Annotated in this window: 24 protein-coding genes and 1 riboswitch; of the genes, 10 read left to right on the top strand and 14 right to left on the bottom strand. The window is 37.1% G+C overall.

The genetic code is table 11. The annotated features are described in order from the left end of the window. Positions 1-103 precede the first annotated feature (103 nt). Complete coding sequence (locus ACUN28_RS05170) at positions 104-487, top strand: ATP synthase subunit I (RefSeq protein ID WP_016085852.1); 384 nt, start codon at positions 104-106, stop codon at positions 485-487. A gap of 272 nt (positions 488-759) precedes the next feature. Here the strand turns inward: ACUN28_RS05170 and ACUN28_RS05175 are convergent, their stop codons facing one another. Beyond that, entirely contained in the window at positions 760-957 is a 198-nt protein-coding gene (locus ACUN28_RS05175; RefSeq protein ID WP_016085853.1) for a hypothetical protein, read from the bottom strand. Between the two features lie 290 nt (positions 958-1,247). Continuing rightward, positions 1,248-2,834: a phosphoenolpyruvate carboxykinase (ATP) gene (gene pckA, locus ACUN28_RS05180; protein WP_016085854.1), complete on the bottom strand. Its 1,587-nt coding sequence runs from the start codon at positions 2,832-2,834 to the stop codon at positions 1,248-1,250. Between the two features lie 228 nt (positions 2,835-3,062). Then, positions 3,063-3,184: riboswitch (SAM riboswitch) on the top strand. A 167-nt stretch (positions 3,185-3,351) separates the two neighbouring features. Here pckA and metK point away from each other — a divergent pair. Continuing rightward, on the top strand, positions 3,352-4,551 hold the full coding sequence (gene metK, locus ACUN28_RS05185) for a methionine adenosyltransferase (RefSeq protein WP_016085855.1): 1,200 nt from the start codon (positions 3,352-3,354) through the stop codon (positions 4,549-4,551). A gap of 41 nt (positions 4,552-4,592) precedes the next feature. Here metK and ACUN28_RS05190 read toward each other — a convergent pair whose 3' ends face one another. Then, positions 4,593-4,772, bottom strand: a complete 180-nt coding sequence (locus ACUN28_RS05190; RefSeq protein ID WP_016085856.1) for a hypothetical protein — start codon at positions 4,770-4,772, stop codon at positions 4,593-4,595. A 6-nt stretch (positions 4,773-4,778) separates the two neighbouring features. Beyond that, positions 4,779-4,958, bottom strand: a complete 180-nt coding sequence (locus ACUN28_RS05195; RefSeq protein WP_002067722.1) for a hypothetical protein — start codon at positions 4,956-4,958, stop codon at positions 4,779-4,781. A gap of 232 nt (positions 4,959-5,190) precedes the next feature. On the opposite strand from ACUN28_RS05195, the gene ACUN28_RS05200 reads away from it, so the two are divergent. Then, positions 5,191-5,700 carry a MogA/MoaB family molybdenum cofactor biosynthesis protein gene (locus tag ACUN28_RS05200; protein WP_000117124.1) on the top strand — a complete coding sequence of 170 codons (510 nt, stop codon included), beginning with the start codon at positions 5,191-5,193 and terminating at the stop codon, positions 5,698-5,700. Then, a complete protein-coding gene (locus ACUN28_RS05205; RefSeq protein ID WP_016085857.1) occupies positions 5,697-6,299 on the top strand; it encodes a molybdenum cofactor guanylyltransferase in 603 nt (200 codons plus the stop codon). The genes ACUN28_RS05200 and ACUN28_RS05205 overlap by 4 nt, the downstream gene beginning before the upstream one ends. Before the next feature lie 277 nt (positions 6,300-6,576). On the opposite strand, the gene ACUN28_RS05210 is transcribed toward ACUN28_RS05205, so the two are convergent. From ACUN28_RS05210 to ACUN28_RS05220, 3 genes are all read right to left on the bottom strand, one after another. Continuing rightward, complete coding sequence (locus ACUN28_RS05210) at positions 6,577-7,719, bottom strand: glycosyltransferase family 4 protein (protein WP_016085858.1); 1,143 nt, start codon at positions 7,717-7,719, stop codon at positions 6,577-6,579. Positions 7,720-7,731: 12 nt separating this feature from the next. Next, positions 7,732-8,265, bottom strand: coding sequence for a phosphatase PAP2 family protein (locus tag ACUN28_RS05215; protein ID WP_000868580.1), 534 nt, complete (start codon positions 8,263-8,265; stop codon positions 7,732-7,734). Between the two features lie 142 nt (positions 8,266-8,407). Next, positions 8,408-8,920 (bottom strand): gamma carbonic anhydrase, encoded by a 513-nt coding sequence (locus ACUN28_RS05220; RefSeq protein ID WP_016085859.1) that lies wholly within the window; start codon positions 8,918-8,920, stop codon positions 8,408-8,410. A gap of 74 nt (positions 8,921-8,994) precedes the next feature. On the opposite strand from ACUN28_RS05220, the gene ACUN28_RS05225 reads away from it, so the two are divergent. The 3 genes from ACUN28_RS05225 to ACUN28_RS05235 are packed head-to-tail and all read left to right on the top strand — an operon-like array spanning position 8,995 to position 11,174. Beyond that, on the top strand, positions 8,995-9,798 hold the full coding sequence (locus ACUN28_RS05225; RefSeq protein WP_016085860.1) for an alpha/beta hydrolase: 804 nt from the start codon (positions 8,995-8,997) through the stop codon (positions 9,796-9,798). 37 nt (positions 9,799-9,835) lie between these two features. Continuing rightward, positions 9,836-10,900, top strand: coding sequence for a tetraprenyl-beta-curcumene synthase family protein (locus tag ACUN28_RS05230; protein ID WP_001102478.1), 1,065 nt, complete (start codon positions 9,836-9,838; stop codon positions 10,898-10,900). Positions 10,901-10,940: 40 nt separating this feature from the next. Continuing rightward, entirely contained in the window at positions 10,941-11,174 is a 234-nt protein-coding gene (locus tag ACUN28_RS05235) for a hypothetical protein (RefSeq protein ID WP_116329196.1), read from the top strand. 37 nt (positions 11,175-11,211) lie between these two features. On the opposite strand, the gene ACUN28_RS05240 is transcribed toward ACUN28_RS05235, so the two are convergent. The 7 genes from ACUN28_RS05240 to ACUN28_RS05270 form a co-directional block, all read right to left on the bottom strand. Continuing rightward, complete coding sequence (locus ACUN28_RS05240) at positions 11,212-12,513, bottom strand: PepSY-associated TM helix domain-containing protein (RefSeq protein WP_016085861.1); 1,302 nt, start codon at positions 12,511-12,513, stop codon at positions 11,212-11,214. A gap of 115 nt (positions 12,514-12,628) precedes the next feature. Further along, positions 12,629-13,153, bottom strand: a complete 525-nt coding sequence (locus tag ACUN28_RS05245) for a hypothetical protein (protein ID WP_016085862.1) — start codon at positions 13,151-13,153, stop codon at positions 12,629-12,631. Further along, positions 13,150-13,824, bottom strand: a complete 675-nt coding sequence (locus tag ACUN28_RS05250; RefSeq protein ID WP_016085863.1) for an aspartate/glutamate racemase family protein — start codon at positions 13,822-13,824, stop codon at positions 13,150-13,152. Before ACUN28_RS05250 ends, ACUN28_RS05245 begins: the two co-directional genes overlap by 4 nt. 24 nt (positions 13,825-13,848) lie before the next feature. Continuing rightward, positions 13,849-14,529, bottom strand: coding sequence for a hypothetical protein (locus tag ACUN28_RS05255; protein ID WP_016085864.1), 681 nt, complete (start codon positions 14,527-14,529; stop codon positions 13,849-13,851). An 18-nt stretch (positions 14,530-14,547) separates the two neighbouring features. Beyond that, positions 14,548-15,381, bottom strand: coding sequence for an ABC transporter ATP-binding protein (locus ACUN28_RS05260; RefSeq protein ID WP_016085865.1), 834 nt, complete (start codon positions 15,379-15,381; stop codon positions 14,548-14,550). 267 nt (positions 15,382-15,648) lie between these two features. After that, positions 15,649-16,221: a tRNA (mnm(5)s(2)U34)-methyltransferase gene (locus ACUN28_RS05265; protein WP_016085866.1), complete on the bottom strand. Its 573-nt coding sequence runs from the start codon at positions 16,219-16,221 to the stop codon at positions 15,649-15,651. Beyond that, on the bottom strand, positions 16,218-17,177 hold the full coding sequence (locus ACUN28_RS05270; protein ID WP_000868029.1) for a TIGR01212 family radical SAM protein: 960 nt from the start codon (positions 17,175-17,177) through the stop codon (positions 16,218-16,220). The genes ACUN28_RS05265 and ACUN28_RS05270 overlap by 4 nt, the downstream gene beginning before the upstream one ends. Positions 17,178-17,288: 111 nt before the next feature. On the opposite strand from ACUN28_RS05270, the gene ACUN28_RS05275 reads away from it, so the two are divergent. The 3 genes from ACUN28_RS05275 (at position 17,289) to ACUN28_RS05285 (ending at position 19,024) form a co-directional block, all read left to right on the top strand. Continuing rightward, positions 17,289-17,552 (top strand): YtzC family protein, encoded by a 264-nt coding sequence (locus ACUN28_RS05275; RefSeq protein WP_000840870.1) that lies wholly within the window; start codon positions 17,289-17,291, stop codon positions 17,550-17,552. Between the two features lie 15 nt (positions 17,553-17,567). Then, positions 17,568-17,717, top strand: coding sequence for a hypothetical protein (locus ACUN28_RS05280; RefSeq protein ID WP_001129345.1), 150 nt, complete (start codon positions 17,568-17,570; stop codon positions 17,715-17,717). Between the two features lie 284 nt (positions 17,718-18,001). Then, positions 18,002-19,024: a DUF418 domain-containing protein gene (locus tag ACUN28_RS05285; RefSeq protein WP_016085867.1), complete on the top strand. Its 1,023-nt coding sequence runs from the start codon at positions 18,002-18,004 to the stop codon at positions 19,022-19,024. The last annotated feature ends 91 nt before the right edge of the window (positions 19,025-19,115 follow it).

A 19,115-nucleotide genomic window follows, 5' to 3' on the forward strand; every position in this document is an offset into this window, starting at 1 on the left:
GGTGGTTGATCCCCCACCTAACTTCTTTGCTTCCGCTGAATTTTGAGGTGAGGGTCTTACTGCCCGTTAATGCGGGATAAAAATTACTGAAGAGGAGAACAGCATGATTAGTATGTCATTAAGATCGTTTAAAATTCAATCGTATTATTTACTAGGTTTTCTTTTACTAGGCTGGATGTTAACACCGTTTTCAGCTCATTTCCTAGGTGCTGGAATTGGACTTATCGTAAGTATGTATTGCGTTTGGCTTTTAGGAAGACGGATTGAAAAGCTTGGAGATAGTATCGTAAAGAAAACGAAAGCACCAACGCTCGGTATGTTTAATCGCTTTGCAGCTGCTATTTTAGGTGCTATTATTATGTACGAAATTGAGCACCACATGGTGATGTGGGCATTTGCAGTAGGGATTATGGGTGGTTATTTCTTAATTGTTGTGAATTTAGGATACTATAGTATGAAAGATGAGGAAGAATTAACGAAGAGCTAAAAAGATAAAAAGATAAAAGATAAAAAGCCTCTTTTTAGATGGGATAGAGGATCCGGCGGGGGATAGAAGCGGTTAGGGCCTGTTTGAGCCCCACGCGAAGTAAAACCAGAAGGATGTAGCGAGTAGAGATATAATTCATATGTTCGAATACGTAAGTTGTACGTGTGAAAATGGATTTACCCTGGAATAAGAGATCCAGCGATGAATAGTACAACAGGAAGCGTAACTTTGCATAAAATACAGGTTTACGCTTCTAATAAGTTAATATGAAATCACGTATTAGTATGACTCTTAGGTTTTTTGAAAAAGTTGGATATAATACAAAAAGCTATTCCAGTAATTAGAATAATATATTTTATTGTTTCACTTGTATGCTCGAATAAATTAGCGTTAAGCATCACAAGTCCCCAAAACATTTGGATCGCTCCATAACTGAATAAAATTTTTCCTGTACGAGAAAAATTTCTCATAGGCTTCACCCCTTCCTATATATGTAAATTGTATCATGAAAAACTAAAAGTAAATAAATATAAAGTGAAATTTCTGTAAATTAACAAACTAAGCCACAGATGAAGAGATTAACGTTTCACTTTATATAAGACATAGAAAGAAGCTTACGCAAAAACGTAAGCTTCTTTTTTATGTAAGTGTGTGTAACCGTTAAGCCGCATTGGGTTTTGTCGGTGAGTACGCGGAACTTTACGGTTACACGACACTTATTCATATGAGTAAAAGGATGATTCCAAAAGAAAGTTTGCACTTAAGCGATTGGACCGCCTAAGTTAATAATATCTTCAGAAACGCTGTCGAACTTTTTGAAGTTAGCTTTGAATTCATTTGCAAGCTCGATTGCTTTCGCTTTGTAAGCAGCTTTATCAGCCCAAGTTTGTTCAGGCATTAACACTTCGTCTGGTACACCTGGTACGTGAAGTGGAACTTCAAGACCGAAGATGTTATGTGTAGCTGTTTCAGTTTTCGCAAGTTCACCGCTTAATGCAGCTTGAATCATTGCACGAGTGTAACCTAAGTTCATACGTTTACCAACGCCGTATTCGCCACCAGTCCAGCCAGTGTTTACTAAGAATACTTTCGCATCGTGTTTCTCGATTTTTTCACCAAGCATTTCAGCATAGCGAGATGCATCAAGTGGTAAGAATGGTGAACCGAAGCAAGTTGAGAATGTTGCTTGCGGAGATGTAACACCACGCTCTGTTCCTGCTAGTTTACTAGTGTAGCCACTTAAGAAATGGTACATAGCTTGTTCTTTTGATAACTTACTGATTGGAGGCAATACGCCAGATGCATCAGCAGTTAAGAAAATGATTGTATTTGGGTGTCCAGCAACACTTGGCAGTACGATATTGTCGATCGCATGCATAGGGTATGCAGCACGAGTATTTTCTGTTAAAGTAGTATCGTTATAGTCTGCAATACGCGTTTGGTTATTAATGATAACGTTTTCTAAAACAGATCCAAATTTGATTGCATCGAAAATTTGTGGTTCTTTCTCGTGAGAAAGGTTTACACATTTTGCGTAGCAACCGCCTTCAATATTGAATACGCCGTTATCAGACCAACCATGCTCATCATCACCAATTAATTTACGGTTTGGATCAGCAGATAATGTTGTTTTACCTGTTCCAGATAAACCGAAGAATAGTGCTACGTCACCTTCTTCACCTACGTTTGCAGAGCAATGCATAGAAAGAATATCTTGTTCAGGTAGTAAGAAGTTCATAATAGAGAAGATTGATTTTTTCATTTCTCCAGCGTATTCTGTACCACCAATTAGTACGATACGTTTTTCGAATGAAACCATAATGAATGCTTCAGAGTTTGTACCGTCAACAGCTGGATCAGCTTTGAAATTCGGCGCAGAAACAATTGTGAACTCTGATTCATGAGTTGTTAATTCTTCTTCAGTTGGACGAATGAATAATTGATGTACAAATAAATTGTGCCATGCATATTCGTTAATAACTTGAATTGGTAGGCGGTAATTGCGGTCAGCGCCTGCAAATCCATTGAAGACGAATAACTCTTCTTTTTCTTTTAAGTATTCTAAAACTTTAGTATATAATTTATTAAAATGTTCTTCAGAAATCGGTTGATTCACAGCTCCCCAAGCAATTTTGTCAGCAACCGATGCTTCTTTCACAATAAATTTATCTTTAGGAGAACGTCCTGTATATTTTCCTGTTGAAGCAGAAACCGCACCAGTAGAAGTTAATTTCCCTTCATTTCGCATTAATACTTTTTCCACTAATTGCGGAACACTTAGTTGAATCTGTGCATTGCTTCCGTTCAATAATTCGTGTAAACCAATTTGGACATTCACAGTACTCATATTTATATACCATCCTTTTCATTTAATGAAATATTTCTCGTAATCCCCAACAAGAGTATAACACAATTATATAAATAATGTATACTATTTATTTCTATTTGTTTGTGTGAATACATTATTTCCTTATTAATAATTCACTTTAGGCGCATTGAGAAAAACTTTCAGGAAAATGTGAATATTAATTGACAAATGAATATCATTTCTTTAGTATAGGTTGGGACGGATACTCTCTTATCCCGAGCTGGCGGAGGGACAGGCCCGATGAAGCCCAGCAACCTCATTTGTAGTGGTAAATACAGGTGAATAGGTGCTAAAACCTGTGCGAGGCTAATGGTCTCGAACGATAAGAGCAAAGGGCAAAAAGCAGTATGCAAGTAGCAAATTAAACCTTTCCTCTATGTAAAGTAGGAAAGGTTTTTCTGTATGCTTGTGGGAGAATAAATGTATGTCGCAGTTTGTGGCAAATTAAGGATGAGTTCCGTACAATATATACAATTACTGTAGGGAGGTTTACCACATGACAAAAAAACGTCATCTGTTCACATCTGAGTCTGTAACTGAAGGACATCCAGATAAAATTTGTGACCAAATTTCTGATTCAATTTTAGATGCGATCTTATCAAAAGACGCAAATGCACGTGTAGCTTGTGAAACAACTGTAACAACTGGTTTAGTATTGGTAGCGGGGGAAATTACGACTTCTACTTACGTAGATATTCCAAAAATCGTTCGTGAAACAATTCAAGGCATTGGTTACACACGCGCAAAATACGGATTCGATGCAGAAACTTGTGCAGTTTTAACATCTATCGATGAGCAATCTGCTGACATCGCTATGGGTGTTGACCAAGCGCTAGAAGCACGCGAAGGTCAAATGACTGACGCTGAGATTGAGGCAATTGGTGCAGGAGACCAAGGTTTAATGTTTGGTTTCGCATGTAATGAGACACAAGAATTAATGCCACTTCCAATCTCGCTTGCTCACAAATTAGCTCGTCGTTTAACTGAAGTACGTAAAGATGACACATTATCATACTTACGTCCGGATGGAAAAACGCAAGTTACAGTTGAGTATGATGAAAATGGTAAACCTGTACGTGTAGATACAATTGTAATTTCTACACAGCATCATCCAGATGTTACATGGGAAGAAATCGATCGCGATTTAAAAGAGCATGTAATTAAGGCTGTAGTTCCAGCGGAATTAATGGATGGAGAAACGAAATTCTTCATTAACCCAACTGGCCGCTTCGTAATTGGTGGACCACAAGGTGATGCTGGTTTAACAGGACGTAAAATCATCGTTGATACTTACGGTGGATACGCTCGCCACGGTGGCGGTGCATTCTCTGGTAAAGATGCAACAAAAGTTGACCGCTCTGCAGCATATGCAGCTCGTTATGTTGCGAAAAATATCATAGCAGCTGGTCTTGCTGATAAAGCAGAAGTACAACTTGCATACGCAATCGGTGTAGCACAACCAGTATCAATTTCAGTTGATACATTTGGCACTGGTAAAGTATCTGAAGACGTATTAGTAGAACTAGTTCGTAACAACTTCGATCTTCGCCCAGCTGGTATTATTAAAATGCTAGACTTACGTCGCCCAATTTACAAACAAACAGCAGCGTACGGCCACTTCGGACGTACTGATGTAGATCTATCATGGGAACGTACAGACAAAGCTGCAACTTTAAAAGAGCAAGCTGGTCTATAATATATGAAAAAAAGCTTTGCGCGGTGAGCGCAAAGCTTTTTTTATTGCGCTTTACTTACAATTTGAATGCATGAGCCACAATACACTTCGCCGTCTAGCTCAATATACTTTTTCATATTCGTCATACCACTGGCCGGAAAGGGCATATGAATCCATGCTTTTTCATACGTTTGTATTTCTTTTTCACATGATTTACAAAGTATTTGTTTCTTACGGAACATAGATGATCACCCTTTCAGTTGACGTGCTTTACCAGCGCAAAAGGCACTGCTTAGTAAAAATAGTGTCGCGAATATAATGCTTACTAATGTAGCGTATGGGATTGCGCCTTTTAAGGAAAAGCCAACAGTAATGGAAGCGACGAATAAGAGGATGAATGTTGTTGTTAGTTTTTTATAAAGTTCCATAGTATTAGACCTCCGGCTTATTTTGTAGTGCAAGTTATAAAATTGAATTCTATTATGTAGAAAATATAGAGAGTAGTTAAAGATGTGAAGTCTAGGAAATGGTTTTTCATTTTCCTTTTTGTGGGTTAGTATACTTATATTGTATCATGATGCATCGTTGGCTTCATACATAATTGTGCAAAGATATATATGATAAAATGAAGAAAAGCCTTTAAGAAAGGAAAGATGAAAAATGAGCGTAACCGAACATAAAAAACAAGCACCAAAAGAAGTGCGTTGTAAGATCGTAACAATTTCCGATACACGTACGGAAGAGACAGATAAGAGCGGACAATTATTACATGAATTGTTAAAAGAAGCAGGACATAAAGTGACTTCTTATGAAATTGTAAAAGATGATAAAGAGAGTATTCAGCAAGCAGTGTTAGCTGGTTATCATAAGGAAGACGTAGATGTTGTATTAACAAATGGCGGGACTGGTATTACGAAACGTGATGTAACGATTGAAGCGGTATCAGCGCTATTAGATAAAGAAATTGTCGGGTTTGGTGAGTTGTTCCGTATGATTAGTTATTTAGAAGATATCGGAAGCAGCGCTATGTTAAGTAGAGCAATCGGCGGTACAATTGGACGCAAAGTCGTCTTTTCAATGCCAGGGTCTAGCGGAGCAGTTCGCCTTGCGATGAATAAATTAATTTTGCCGGAATTAGGTCATATTACATTTGAGCTGCATCGCCAATGAGTAAATATGCTGGAATTGTATTAGCGGGCGGTATGTCGAGTAGATTCGGTGAGCCGAAAGCGTTAGCAATTTGGAAGGGGACTACTTTCGTTGAGCATATTGTGAAAGTGATGACAAGTACTTTGCAAGAAGTTGTAATCATTAGTCACCCCGATATAAAAGAGCGAGTAGAGCAATTCGTACAAGTTCCTGTTATAGAAGATATTCCGCACTATAAAGGAAACGGACCACTTGCTGGGATTGTATCAGGTATGGAATACATAGAAGCAGACTGGTATGCTATTATGCCTTGCGATGCGCCAAATGTTTCGCATGAATGGTTTACCATTTTATTAGAGCAAACGAGCAATGAATATGATGCGGTTGTACCTATTATTAATGGAAGAAAACAACCGTTACTTGCAGCATATCATAACCGTGTGAAAGAAAAGATTTATGCTTTGCTTCAAGAAGAAAAAAGAAGTATGGGCCAACTTTTATCACAATGCAATGTGAAATATGTTGCTGGTGAAGATGTACAAGCGAATGCGGATTGGTTTATAAATGTAAATACGAAAGAAGAATATGTGCAGGCTCAAAAAGACCTTTCAAATGAATGAAAGGTTTTTTTGATATACAGAAATTGGGGAACAATTCCTGTATAAAGGTATGTGAGTAAGTTGATTTTAAGGGGAATTCTTAAAATCACTATACAGTTAAAATACTGTATAACCATATATTAATTTTTATGGGTTTTTATTACAAGTCTGTTTAGTTATGTATCTTTTTGCTATAATGAATATAGGAATAAAGTTTCACTATGTGTATCATTTATTAAACTAAAATTTACAACTGTGTAATAAACTCCCTTCGTTTTTTTGAAGGGAGTTTTTCTATTTAAGCGAGTAACTCTGATGCGGTGTGCTGAAGGACTTCTTCATATTGTTTAAACAAACCAAGAAAAATCTCATCCCAGCTCTTTGATTTCGCAAAAGATGAAGCTGCTATTCCCATCTGCTCAAGTTTTTCTTCATTTTGCAATAAAGAATAAATGGAGGATAGAAATGAATCATCATTTTTAGGCGGACAAAGAACTCCCGTTTTTCCATCTGTAATGATGTTTTTAACCCCGCCACTATTTGCACCAATGACAGGTGTGCCGCATGCAAGTGATTCAAGTACAACATTTCCGAATGTTTCAGTAGCTGATGGAAATACCATGATGTTAGAACAAGCATATGCTTCAGCTAAATCCTCGCCTTGTAAATATCCAGTAAACGTGACATTTGTTTTCGGAACAGCTTCACGAAGACTTGTTGCTAGGGGACCGTCTCCTGCTATAAGCCAATGAATATCGTTTCGAGTATGTGCTAATTTAACGATAAGATTTTGCAACGTATCAATATCTTTTTCAGGAGCAATTCGTCCAACATAGGAAAGGACATACTTCGCTGTAATATTATATTTTTTTCGGAATAGGTCTGTATTGTAAGCTGGATGAAAGAGTGTGCAATCTACACCCCGTCCCCAAATAGAGAGGGCCTGAAAGCCTTTATTTTTTAATTGATGTAATGTTTCAGGGGATGGAACGAAATTTTTTTGCATATGACTATGAAACCACTTTAAATAGTTCCAAAGCATATTAGAGAGAAATTCAATTTTGTAGTAGCGTAAATAAGCATCGAAATCAGTATGATAAGAACCGACAACTGGGATGTTTAACTTTTTTGCATAATACAATCCACAAAGTCCCATGTTGAAAGGTGTGGCAATGTGAATAATGTCAGGTTGAAAGGAAAGAAGTTCACGTTTAATGCGCGGAGTAGGAAAAGAAAAACGACATTCTGGATATAATATTGTTAACGGGATACTTCTCATCTTATTCACATTCGCTACGAAATTATCTTCAGCTGTATGCTGAGGGGCGAAAACAGAATAGGCAATCTTTTCTTTCTGAAAGTAACGTGTTAATCGTTCTAATGTTTTCGCAACCCCGTTGACTTGTGGCGTAAAAGTATCGGTAAAAATGGCGACTCTCATCATATCACTCCTTTATGTGAAAAGTGGGATGAATTGATAAAAAGAGATGATGCCAGAGCAAGTGCCGAGGCACATACCGACGAATACATCAGACGGATAGTGAAGCCCTAAATAAATGCGAGAAATACCAACGCATAATGCTAACGGTAATAGAAAAACAAATAAGTTTGGATTATAGCAAATAAATGGAATAAAGACAGAGAAAACGGCTGTTGTATGACCAGACGGGAAAGAGTGGTCTTTTAATGGATGGACTGGATATTTTGCATCCTGAATTGTTAAATAAGGACGTTTTCGCGGATACCATCTTTTTAATATTTGCACAGGAATATGGCTAATTGCTAACGAAATAGCAGTTGCGATTGCAGCTTGGTGCAAAGTTCCCTTTGCGAAAATTAAAAAGAACAGTGTGAGTGCAATGGAGAAAGTCGCGCCACCGATATGAGTAATATTGCTGAAAAAGATATTTAACGTTTTTTGATCAAAGTATCGGTTAATTCCTTTGAAAATGTAGCATTCTATTTTATACAGTCCACTGACCTTCATGAAAATTCTCCTCCCTCGTTTACATATATATGGAGATATTAGCTTTTATTTTAATAAGATTTTATTGAGGGAGTAATAATGTTTTGTAAAGAAAAGTTAGTTTTTTTATAAAAAAGCTGCCAGTATTATGGCAGCGGTAAAATCACTTTTGTAGTGATTTATAATATTGACCTTTTTCAACGTATTGTGTGCGAATACGCTCCATGTCTTTACGGTCTTCTTCTGTTAATTCACGAATGACTTTCGCTGGGCGACCGAACGCTAATGTGTTTGGCGGGATTTTTTTTCCTTGTGAAACGAGGCTTCCAGCACCGATAAAGGCTCCTTCGCCAATTTCAGCACCATCCAATATAATAGAGCCCATTCCAATTAAAGCATCCTTTTTTATATGGCAGCTATGTAAAATAACTTGATGCCCAACTGTCACATCATCTTCTAAAATAAGAGGGTACTGTGGGCTTTGGTGAAGTGTACATTGGTCCTGTACATTTACTCGGTCTCCGATGATTGTTGGTGATACATCGCCGCGTATGACTGTATTAAACCAAATACTTGCTTCTTCGCCAATTGTCACATCACCTGTAATGGTTACGTAGTCAGCGATAAAAGCACTACTCGCAATTTTCGGATTTTTTTCTTTGTAAGGATATATCATGTAAAGCCTTCCTTTCCTAGAGACTAGTTTTAGTGTATCAAATTATGAGAAAGAGTGAAATGGAGGAGAGCCGTATGTGGAATTATGAAGCAGAGGAAGCGAAAGCTGTCGTTGTTATCGTGCACGGCGCAATGGAATATCACGGACGTTATGAAGCCGTTGCGGAAATGTGGAATCATATCGGCTACCACGTCGTGATGGGGGACCTTCCGTCACATGGAACGACTTCAAGAAATAGAGGACATATTGATTCATTTGATGAATACATAGAGGAAGTTAAATTATGGGTGAAAGAGGCAAGAAAGTATAGGTTACCTATCTTTCTATTTGGTCATAGTATGGGTGGTCTTATTGTCATTCGTATGATGCAAGAAACGAAGAGAGAAGATGTAGACGGCATTATTTTAAGTTCACCCTGCTTAGGGGTAGTGACTGGACCTTCTGCACCGCTTCAAGCTGTCTCAAAAATATTAAATGTTATTGCTCCAAAATTGCAATTTGCAACGAATCTTACAGTAGAAATGTCAACTCGTAATCATGAAGTTCGGGATGCGATGGAGAATGATTCATTGTTCTTGCGCAAAGTATCAGTACGTTGGTATAGTGAATTGATTAAGTCTATCGAAATTGCGCATAAAAAAATAGGCGATTTTCCAGACGTTCCACTCTTGCTAATGCAAGCTTGTGAGGATAAACTTGTAGATAAAACACGTGTCCGTACTTGGTTTGATAATGTTAAAATAAGTGATAAGGCTTTTAAAGAATGGCCGAATTGTTATCATGAGTTATTAAATGAGTATGAGCGTGATGAAATTTTGAATTATATTCAGTCATTTACTGAAATACACATCAATAACATAATAGAAACAAATAAGTAAATTATTTGTACATTGAATAGAGGAGATGAAGGAAGAAGTGAACGTACCGAGTAATCCCATAACGCTCATGGCGAAAGTATACCGTGATGTGTTTCCGGTTGTACACCATGAGCTAGCGATGTGGAAAGAGCGTGCCTACCATATTCCGAATGACGAGCTTCATAGTCAGGCAATCGCAAGTATTGAGAATAAAACGTTTCATTGCGAGGGCGGTGGCATTTTAGCGCTATTAGCAAATGAACACCGAGAGGAATGTATTCGTTTTATCGTAGCGTATCAAACGATTAGCGATTATTTAGATAACTTATGTGATCGCAGTACATCACTTGATCCAAATGATTTTGCCGCGCTGCATGAGTCCATGTTAATGGCTTTATCACCTGAAGTAGAAGGTGGCGGTAATTATTATCGTTATCGTGATGATCAAGATGATGGTGGCTATTTAGATGAACTTGTTGAAACATGCCAAGATGTTTTAAAGAAAACGAAGCACTATGACAAAATTGCTCCTGTTCTTCATGAACTTGCTTGTTATTATTGTGATTTGCAAATTCATAAACACGTGAAGTTAGAAGAAAGAGAACCACGCTTACAAACATGGTTTGAAGCACATAAAGAAAACTTACCAGAGATGAGTTGGTTCGAATTTTCAGCATGTGCTGGTTCTACGCTTGGAATCTTCTGTCTTGTAGCATATGCCTTTCATGATGAATTACATGATGAAGATATTGCGAAAATTAGACAAGGATATTTCCCTTACGTACAAGGACTTCACATTTTACTTGATTATTTTATCGATCAAGAAGAAGACCGTATAGGCGGAGATTTGAATTTCTGTAGTTATTATGAAAATGAGCAAGCTATATTAGATCGTATGAAACATTTTGTAGAAGAAGCAGAGAAGAGCATTGGTGATTTGCCTCATGCGAAGTTTCATCGTCTCATAAGCCGAGGGTTACTTGGTATTTACTTATCAGACCAAAAAGTATCAGCGCAAAAGAATATGCACAAAATGGCACGGCGCATTGTAAAATACGGAGGCCTCACTTCACGATTCTTCTATTGGAACGGGAAGATGTACCGAAAGAAAATGGCGCAGTGATGAAGAAAACCACTCATGTAGAGTGGTTTTTTGTTATAATATGGTAAAGGTGGTGGTGGAAATGAAGCGATTGTTTCAAAAGCTATATGACAATATTGAAGTAACATTACTCGTGCTACTTTCCATTTCATTTATAACTGGAATGTATATGATGATGAATAAAGCTGGCGGTCCGACAACGATGGATTATGTAGCTCAAGTTATCATTGCATTGATTATTATAGTAGATATTGTCTTTTTAATAAGTGGTAGAAAAAAAGAAAATAGTAAATAAAAAAGCATTTGTACACGGGAGTACAAATGCTTTTTCATTATGACCGTATTTTTGAAAATACATATATAAGAAGTTCAATCGCAAAAATAACTAACACAGATAGTCCGAATAAAGGCATGACAGCGCCTAGTATAACCATCATGATAAAGAAAACAAATATACTTTTCTTATCTCTTTGTTTTGGAGGTGCTGATAATTTTCCTTGCGGCTTTCTTGCTAACCACATTTTTATTCCGTAATAAATGAGAAGTAATAAAGATAATGTCGTTAGTAAGCATAATATTTTATTTGGCCATCCGAATAAATGACCTTCATGAAGCGGGATACCGTAAGTGAACCATTGTGCAAATAATCCATAATCACGATAGTCCGTTTTTGAAATGAGTTCACCGCTATATTGATCAAAGTAAGCTGTTATTTCTTCATTTGGTGCGACATGCATACCCGTAATACCAGAACCGCTCGATTTCGAAACAGTGAATACACCTTTCGGATCAGCCGGTAGTGAGATCACATATGGCTTCTGTATTTCAATTCCTTTTTGTAATGTATCAACTGAAATTGCTTTTGGCTCATTTGAATTTGATTCAGGAGGAGCTTCCTTTCTTGTTGCCCACGGCAATTCTTTTACCTTTGATTCAGGCGGTGCCATATACAATTTCGGATACCCGAGCGATTCATTCGACGATGCGATTTTATAAATTTGGTTACCCATAAACCCTGACCACGGCAATCCAGATGCGACTAACAAAACGAGAGGAATTGTAAATATAATACCGATAATAGAATGACGTCGTTTTGCCTTTTCTCGTTTATTGGATGCTGATGTGTTTTTGAACTGGCGTATACTCATATACAATCCGGTTACAATTAAAAAGATTGTCCAGCACGCCGCAAGTTCTACAATATAGTTAACGACAGTACCACCAACTAAAAGAGAACTATGTAATTCCCTCATTATATTCGCAAACGTTTCACTTGCGTTTTGATCCCCAACAATTTGATTATTGCTATCTAAATACACATATTTTTGTTGCCCAGTATATTCATTTGCAATCGTAAGTCTCGTATTATAATCCCCATTAAACTCACTAATTTTCGCCACACTATAGTGTGGATACTTTTTCTCTGTTAAAGAAAGCGAATCAGACATCGAAATAGATTCTGTTTGGGCGCTCTTCCCAAAATATAAATCTTTATAGATGAAATCTTCAACTTCTTCTCGAAATAAATACCCAATTCCGCTCAGTGACAAAGTAATAAGAAGCGGCGTAATAAAAAGACCAGCGTAAAAATGCCAACGCCAAAAAATGTAATGAAGCGAACGATTTACTTTCATACTTTCAGTTCCCCTAACCTTCCCTATATGAATAACTACTTATTTAATATAGCGAGATTAAGTGTGATTACTTTGAAAGAATTGTGAAGAAAGTTAAAAGTTTTTAGGGCAGATTTTATCGGCGAGACATACAATACGCAATGCAAAGCTTAGTTGAATGAATTAGCTCTTCATTTCCTTTTTGTAGCCTAATTTGAAGTGCCTTTTGAAAGTAAGTAAGGGCGGTGTGGAAGTCACCCTCATCTAATTTACTTTTTCCGTAATGTTGGTAGAAGAAGTCTTTATAAGTAGGAACGTTCGGCAACATATGTTGAAGTTCGGTAAATAGTGTATTTGCCGTATGGAAATTTTGTTCCCAATGGTATGTGTGTGCGAGACGTAGTTTGTTAACAAAGAGTCCTTCTTTATTATTTAAATTTGTATAATATGCAATTGCTTCCTGTAAGTAATACTTACTCTCAGGAAGGTTGCCAGCGATTCGTTCATAAACACCGATTAATCCGCAGTTTTTTCCATATAACGATCCTTCCTGTAAATGCTCTTTCAAAAACACAATCCCTTGCTTCATTTCAGCAAGGGATAAAGGTTCTTCTCTAAGGTTTTCGTCAAATGTGTATCCCATTTCAAAAGGTATATTCATTGGGACCTCCTTATATTTTCTACATACATTCTAACAACCGCTTCAGCAAGACATTGAGAGGAATCAACAAAATCCTCACTCGCCACCACATTCAAATCGGTACATGCAATAATTGCGGTATCTACTTCATCTTTCAACTGTACAACGAGCGCACTCCATAATTGGCGAGCTACTTCAACTTCTCCGTTTTTAATATAAGTAATAATGTGATTAATCATTTCCTGCCATTTTTCATGATGAATATACTCTATATTACGTATTTCAATTCCATCTTGGTAAATCCCGGCTTGAACAGTTGCTTCTGTTGCGAGAAGAGCGACTCTTTTTGTATTTTCAGGAATTGCTTGTAACGTTTCATCGACTATATTTAAAATCGGAATAGAAAGAGAACGCTGTAATTCTTCAAAATAAAGATGCGCCGTATTACAAGGCATAGCGATAAAGTCTACGCCAGTACTTTCGAGTTTTTGTGCCCCTTCAATAATCGCTTTTTTCATCGCCTCGTGATCAATAGGGCAATCCATGTAAAACGGTGTTGGGCACGAATAAATCATCATATGAGGAAAGTCCATATCATGCTTTGCTCCGTATATTGTTTGGCATCTTGCTACAACTGTATCGACGAATGGTCCAGTTGATTTTGGCCCCATTCCTGCTAGTATTCCGATCATTGCTTCGTCTCCTTTAATAGGTAATTAAAAACGTTTTTTGCGGACGAGAAAAAGAAATAAAGTAAGTAATAAAAATGAATATACGATAGCCCAAGCTGTGAGCCATAAAGTGTGAGTAAGTATATTATATTTGTATTGTCCAAGCATTAGAAAGCTTTCGACAGGTGGTAAAAACCATAGCAACTCTTTTTTAAACTGAATGGAGGCGATCGTTATAAGTAATATAAATATAAGGCTAAGCCAAGCAGTGCCTGCTTTTTGAATCATATTTCTAGTAAATAATGTTGCGATTGAAATTCCTAGTATAGAGAAAGACATGTGAGCGAGAAATCCGACTAGAAATAAAGAAACTGTCATTTTTTCATTGAACATTTGCAAAATAATTGGGTAGATTACGGATATAAAAGATAACACAGTACAAATGAGAAGAGCTGTAATATATTTACCAACGTATAATGCTGAAATGTTATTTGTGTGTGAAATAGTGATTTGCTCTTGTACAGGGTCTTCCGTATGGAAAATCGTGACCGTAATCCAGGCAGATAATAAATAAAGTGCGAGTGCTGTTTCTAAATATGTCGGTACAATAGGAGTTGGTTTATATGTATATACAAAAAGTAAGCTCATGCAGTACATCGCAATAGGAGGGACGTACTTATACGATTTTGTGTAGTCGAGAAAATGGTAACGAATAAGCGCGAACATAATAAACCTTCTTTCGATTTAAAAGTTAGGTTGTAGCAGTGTGATAGATGCTTTTTTATGTAATAAAAACTGAAGCATTTCGTTTGTATATTCTTTTTCGATTTGTAATTGAATAAGGCTTTGATTTGAATTGTGTACAACATGTATAAAACCTAATTGTTTCCGTAGTTCTATCACTGAAAATGTGTCGTGAACGATTGCTTCAATATAGACTTGTTCTGCCCCTTTTTGTACAAAGGTATCTGCTGTGATTGTATGATTTGCTAACGTCACAATTCTATCGGCGAAGTTTTCTAATAGTTGTTTTTCGTGACATGTGAAGAGTACAGATATACCTTGTTGTTTTAATGAGAGTAAAATATGTTCTAATTCTTGCTGAGAGTTAGGATCGAGCCCAGAAAGCGGTTCGTCTAAAATTAATAAATGTACGTCTGTAAGTAATGCTTGCATAATACCTGTTTTTTGTTTCATACCTTTTGAAAAGTTTCGTACAACGGAATGTCTTGCGTGATGTAAGTGAAAAGATTCAAGGAGCATCGGAATTTTATTATGTAAGTATTTTGTTGATAAGCCGTGAATGTGGCCGAGATGATATAAATAATCTTCTAATGTAAAACGAATCCTTTCAGGAAAATGCTCAGGTACATAACCGATTTGTATATGTTTTTTTCTTTGAAGTGTCCCTGCCGTAGGTGAAATAAAACCTGCAATTATTTTGAGTAGAGTACTTTTTCCAGTCCCGTTCCCGCCAACAATGGCGAGTGCTTCTCCTTCTGGAATGGATAAATCAATGTTGTCTAGTATGAGTGATTTGCCGTACTTCTTTTGAATTCCCTTTAGTTCTACTAGCAAAGTTCTATCCTTCTTTCTTCAAATAGTGTATATATCCATTATATAGGAGAATGAGAAAAAGACGTGCAATGAGTGCACGTCTTTTTTTGGTATGTTTTGTCGAATTATCGATATATCTGAAAAATCGTTGATATATTGTAAGTTATGATAGATATATTGAAAAAATCGTTGATATATCCGGCATTACGATAGATATAATTGAAAAACCGTTGATATAATTATCCCGCTATTTACCGGGCAGAAAAACCCGCTGATTAAAGTTTCACTTTATCGCTTCTCAATCGCCACAATAAATGGCGGGTTATTTTGCTGGTTAATGAAGCCGTATCGCAGTACGTGAGCTTGTTTTTGATCTAGTTCTTCGGCAAATTTAAGTACAGCGTCGCGTTCTACTTGTCCTTCTGGATGCCCGTGATAAATGACAAGGACGATGATACCTTCAGGTGCCATTACTTCTAATAGTTGTTCGATCGCTGAGATTGTTGAGTTCGGTTTTGTAACGATATGCTTGTCTCCGCCTGGAAGGTAACCTAAGTTGAAGATTGCGCCTGTTACTTTTCCTTTTGCATTCTCTGGTAATACGGATAGAAGTGTATCGTGACTATCATGAACTAAAACAGTACGTTCGAAAAGCTCTTTTTCTTTTAGGCGGATCGTAGAACTTTCAATTGCTTCTTTTTGAATATCAAATCCAAATACTTTTCCGTTATCTCCAACGATTTCAGCTAGGAAGCAAGTGTCATGTCCATTTCCAAGTGTTGCATCTACAGCGTAATCGTCTTCTTTAACAGCCGTTTGCAGCAGTGTGCGAGCAAACGGTAATACGCGTTCTAATTTCATTTTTGTTTCTCCTCATTTGCATATTTTCCTTGCCAGCTTCCGCGGCGTACAAATTCTGCATCGATGGAATTTAATACTTCCCATTTATTTAAGCTCCACATTGGACCAATCATTAAATCAGGTGGACCGTCACCTGTAATACGGTGCACAATTACATCTTCTGGAATAATCTCAAGCTGGTCAACAACGAGACTTACGTAATCTTCAAGAGAAAGGAACTCTAGTTGTCCTTTTTCATATTGCTTCACCATTGGCGTTCCTTTTAATAAATGAAGTAAATGAATTTTAATTCCTTGTACATCAAGCTTCGCGACTTCACGAGCTGTTTCCATCATCATGTCGTAATCTTCAAGTGGAAGACCGTTAATAATATGGGAGCAAACTTTAATGCCATGTTTGCGTAATTTATTTACGCCTTCAACGTAAGAAGGATAATCGTGAGCGCGATTAATAAGGTTTGCAGTACGTTCATGAACAGTTTGTAGTCCGAGTTCAACCCAAAGGTACGTGCGTTTATTTAAGTCCGCTAAATATTCAACGACATCGTCCGGTAAACAATCTGGACGAGTCGCAATAGAAAGACCGACAACATCTTTTTCTGCTAGAAGCGGTTCGAATTTTTCTTTTAACACTTCAAGCGGTGCATGTGTATTTGTATACGCCTGAAAATAAGCGATACATTTACCGTCTTTCCACTTTGAGCGCATTTTTTCTTTCATTTCATGATATTGCGTTATAACATCATCGCGGCGATCACCAGCGAAGTCACCAGATCCAGCAGCACTGCAAAATGTACAACCGCCATAAGCAACTGTACCGTCACGGTTCGGGCAATCGAAGCCAGCATCTAATGAAACTTTAAAGATCTTTTCACCAAATTCATTTCTTAAATGGTAATTCCATGTATGATAACGTTTATTGTCGTTTGTATATGGAAAAGGGTTTTGAACCTTCATTACTTTCCCTCCTAAGCCGAGTCAAAATGAAACAAAATACATTATAACATACTCATAAGGTTCATATGGAAGGGACACACTAAAGGGGAATTGAAGCAAGGAGGGACAATTATGGCAGAGCGTCAATCACTTGAATCGTATATTACACAAGCGGAACAAGCGGTGGAATATGCGAAAGAACAATTAGACCAAGGTATGAGACAAGAGCATTACAATACGATGGAGTATTCAGATGCGCAGTTACAATTAGAACAAGCATATAACGATTTACAAACGATGCAACAACATGCGAATGATGAGCAACGTGAGCAGTTAAATAGAGCACGTATGGCAATTCGCCAATTGCAACATCAAATGATTATTACACCGCGCTAATAAGGAGTGAATGTAATGGCGAAACGTTCAGATCAAAATAACCCAGAGCAAAAAACACAAAATGGACATAACGCTGAGTTTTCGAATGAGCTTGATCCAGTTGTTCAAGTGAAACAGCGTAACAGTAAAAAGGGACAACCTCAAAGATCGAAGCAATCAGAGTAGACCAGGTCGCAATATGACCTGGTTTTATTTTATTATATTACAATAATGTAAGATTTCTGTAAGGTTTGTCGATAGTTGTGAGCCGCTTTCTCCAGTAGAGTAAGGAAGGATTAAATTTTATCCCGCATTAACGGGCAGTAAAACTCCCACCTCAAAATTCGGCTGGAGCAAAGAAGTTAGGGGGGAGATCCACTGCCCGTAAATGCCCGATTGGTTCAACTAATAATCAGTGGGGGATGAAACCCCCACTGATTATAGTTTCACTTTATACAAGGAGTTGCTTTATGGGGAACAAGATTACAAACAAACGAATTGATGAGTTAGATTACATTCGTGGCTTCGCACTACTGGGGATTATTTTAGTAAATATTCTCGCACTACTTAATATTAAAATTCCAGATCCTAATACAGTGGATGCTAGCTATCAAAGATTTTTATACTTATTTGTAGAAGGTCGTTTCTTCTCAATCTTCTCATTCTTATTTGGAGTGGGATTCTATATCTTTATCTCTAGAGCAATTGCAAAGGGCAAAAATGGGTATGTTTTATTTTTCCGCCGCTTAGTTGCACTATTTATTTTCGGTTTGATTCATCAAATGTTTCAGCCTGGAGAAGCACTAGCGTTATACGCAATTTGCGGATTACTTGTTTTACCGTTTTATAAAGCGAAAAAAGAAGTGAATTTAGTAGTTGGACTTGTTTTAACAATTTCCTTTAGCGTACTTGCTGCGAAAGAATTTCTACCGCTAGGTTTAATTTTATTAGGGCTTGCTGCAGGACAATATCGTGTGTTTGAAAATCTCACGCAAAATATAAAGCAAGTCGCTATTTTTACAGGTATTATGTTTGTTTTAAGTGTCGTAGCTGTATGGTATCAATATGGGCACGTTCCTGCTGAACCATTTGTAAATGGGATAATGGAGAATGAAGATGGAACAATCGATGCTGCAAGCCAATTTTTAAAAATTGGTATTACAGTTGGGCCAATTATTTCAGCTTTCTATGTGGGAGCATTAATTTTATTACTTCAATTAAAACCAGTTCAAGCATTGTTAGCGCCACTGAAATATTATGGTCGTATGGCTTTAACGAATTATATTGGACAAACTGCAATGATTTTAATCGCAGGAAGTGTATTTAACTTTGCAGAAAACTTAACGTACATGCAGACGTTATATGTATGTATCGCAATTTACGCAATTCAAATTGTGTTTAGTGTGATTTGGATGAAAATCTTTAAAATGGGTCCACTAGAATGGATTTGGCGTGTTATTACGTATTGGACGGTAACACCTTTAAAGAAATAAAGAGAGAAGTGGGCTGTTTCTTTTGTGGAACAGCCTATTTTTTATTGTCATCTTTTTCGGTAAGTCGATATTACTTGTCGAATCGCTAATA

The sequence above is a fragment of the Bacillus sp. WC2507 genome (genome assembly GCF_052656125.1).

Bases quoted from the DNA above. Each gene is read 5' to 3' on its own strand.
- ACUN28_RS05170 (WP_016085852.1), top strand. From the start codon at position 104: ATGATTAGTATGTCATTAAGATCGTTTAAAATTCAATCGTATTATTTA.
- ACUN28_RS05175 (WP_016085853.1), bottom strand. From the start codon at position 957: ATGAGAAATTTTTCTCGTACAGGAAAAATTTTATTCAGTTATGGAGCG.
- pckA (WP_016085854.1), bottom strand. From the start codon at position 2,834: ATGAGTACTGTGAATGTCCAAATTGGTTTACACGAATTATTGAACGGA.
- metK (WP_016085855.1), top strand. From the start codon at position 3,352: ATGACAAAAAAACGTCATCTGTTCACATCTGAGTCTGTAACTGAAGGA.
- ACUN28_RS05190 (WP_016085856.1), bottom strand. From the start codon at position 4,772: ATGTTCCGTAAGAAACAAATACTTTGTAAATCATGTGAAAAAGAAATA.
- ACUN28_RS05195 (WP_002067722.1), bottom strand. From the start codon at position 4,958: ATGGAACTTTATAAAAAACTAACAACAACATTCATCCTCTTATTCGTC.
- ACUN28_RS05200 (WP_000117124.1), top strand. From the start codon at position 5,191: ATGAGCGTAACCGAACATAAAAAACAAGCACCAAAAGAAGTGCGTTGT.
- ACUN28_RS05205 (WP_016085857.1), top strand. From the start codon at position 5,697: ATGAGTAAATATGCTGGAATTGTATTAGCGGGCGGTATGTCGAGTAGA.
- ACUN28_RS05210 (WP_016085858.1), bottom strand. From the start codon at position 7,719: ATGAGAGTCGCCATTTTTACCGATACTTTTACGCCACAAGTCAACGGG.
- ACUN28_RS05215 (WP_000868580.1), bottom strand. From the start codon at position 8,265: ATGAAGGTCAGTGGACTGTATAAAATAGAATGCTACATTTTCAAAGGA.
- ACUN28_RS05220 (WP_016085859.1), bottom strand. From the start codon at position 8,920: ATGATATATCCTTACAAAGAAAAAAATCCGAAAATTGCGAGTAGTGCT.
- ACUN28_RS05225 (WP_016085860.1), top strand. From the start codon at position 8,995: ATGTGGAATTATGAAGCAGAGGAAGCGAAAGCTGTCGTTGTTATCGTG.
- ACUN28_RS05235 (WP_116329196.1), top strand. From the start codon at position 10,941: ATGGTAAAGGTGGTGGTGGAAATGAAGCGATTGTTTCAAAAGCTATAT.
- ACUN28_RS05240 (WP_016085861.1), bottom strand. From the start codon at position 12,513: ATGAAAGTAAATCGTTCGCTTCATTACATTTTTTGGCGTTGGCATTTT.
- ACUN28_RS05245 (WP_016085862.1), bottom strand. From the start codon at position 13,153: ATGAATATACCTTTTGAAATGGGATACACATTTGACGAAAACCTTAGA.
- ACUN28_RS05250 (WP_016085863.1), bottom strand. From the start codon at position 13,824: ATGATCGGAATACTAGCAGGAATGGGGCCAAAATCAACTGGACCATTC.
- ACUN28_RS05255 (WP_016085864.1), bottom strand. From the start codon at position 14,529: ATGTTCGCGCTTATTCGTTACCATTTTCTCGACTACACAAAATCGTAT.
- ACUN28_RS05265 (WP_016085866.1), bottom strand. From the start codon at position 16,221: ATGAAATTAGAACGCGTATTACCGTTTGCTCGCACACTGCTGCAAACG.
- ACUN28_RS05270 (WP_000868029.1), bottom strand. From the start codon at position 17,177: ATGAAGGTTCAAAACCCTTTTCCATATACAAACGACAATAAACGTTAT.
- ACUN28_RS05275 (WP_000840870.1), top strand. From the start codon at position 17,289: ATGGCAGAGCGTCAATCACTTGAATCGTATATTACACAAGCGGAACAA.
- ACUN28_RS05280 (WP_001129345.1), top strand. From the start codon at position 17,568: ATGGCGAAACGTTCAGATCAAAATAACCCAGAGCAAAAAACACAAAAT.
- ACUN28_RS05285 (WP_016085867.1), top strand. From the start codon at position 18,002: ATGGGGAACAAGATTACAAACAAACGAATTGATGAGTTAGATTACATT.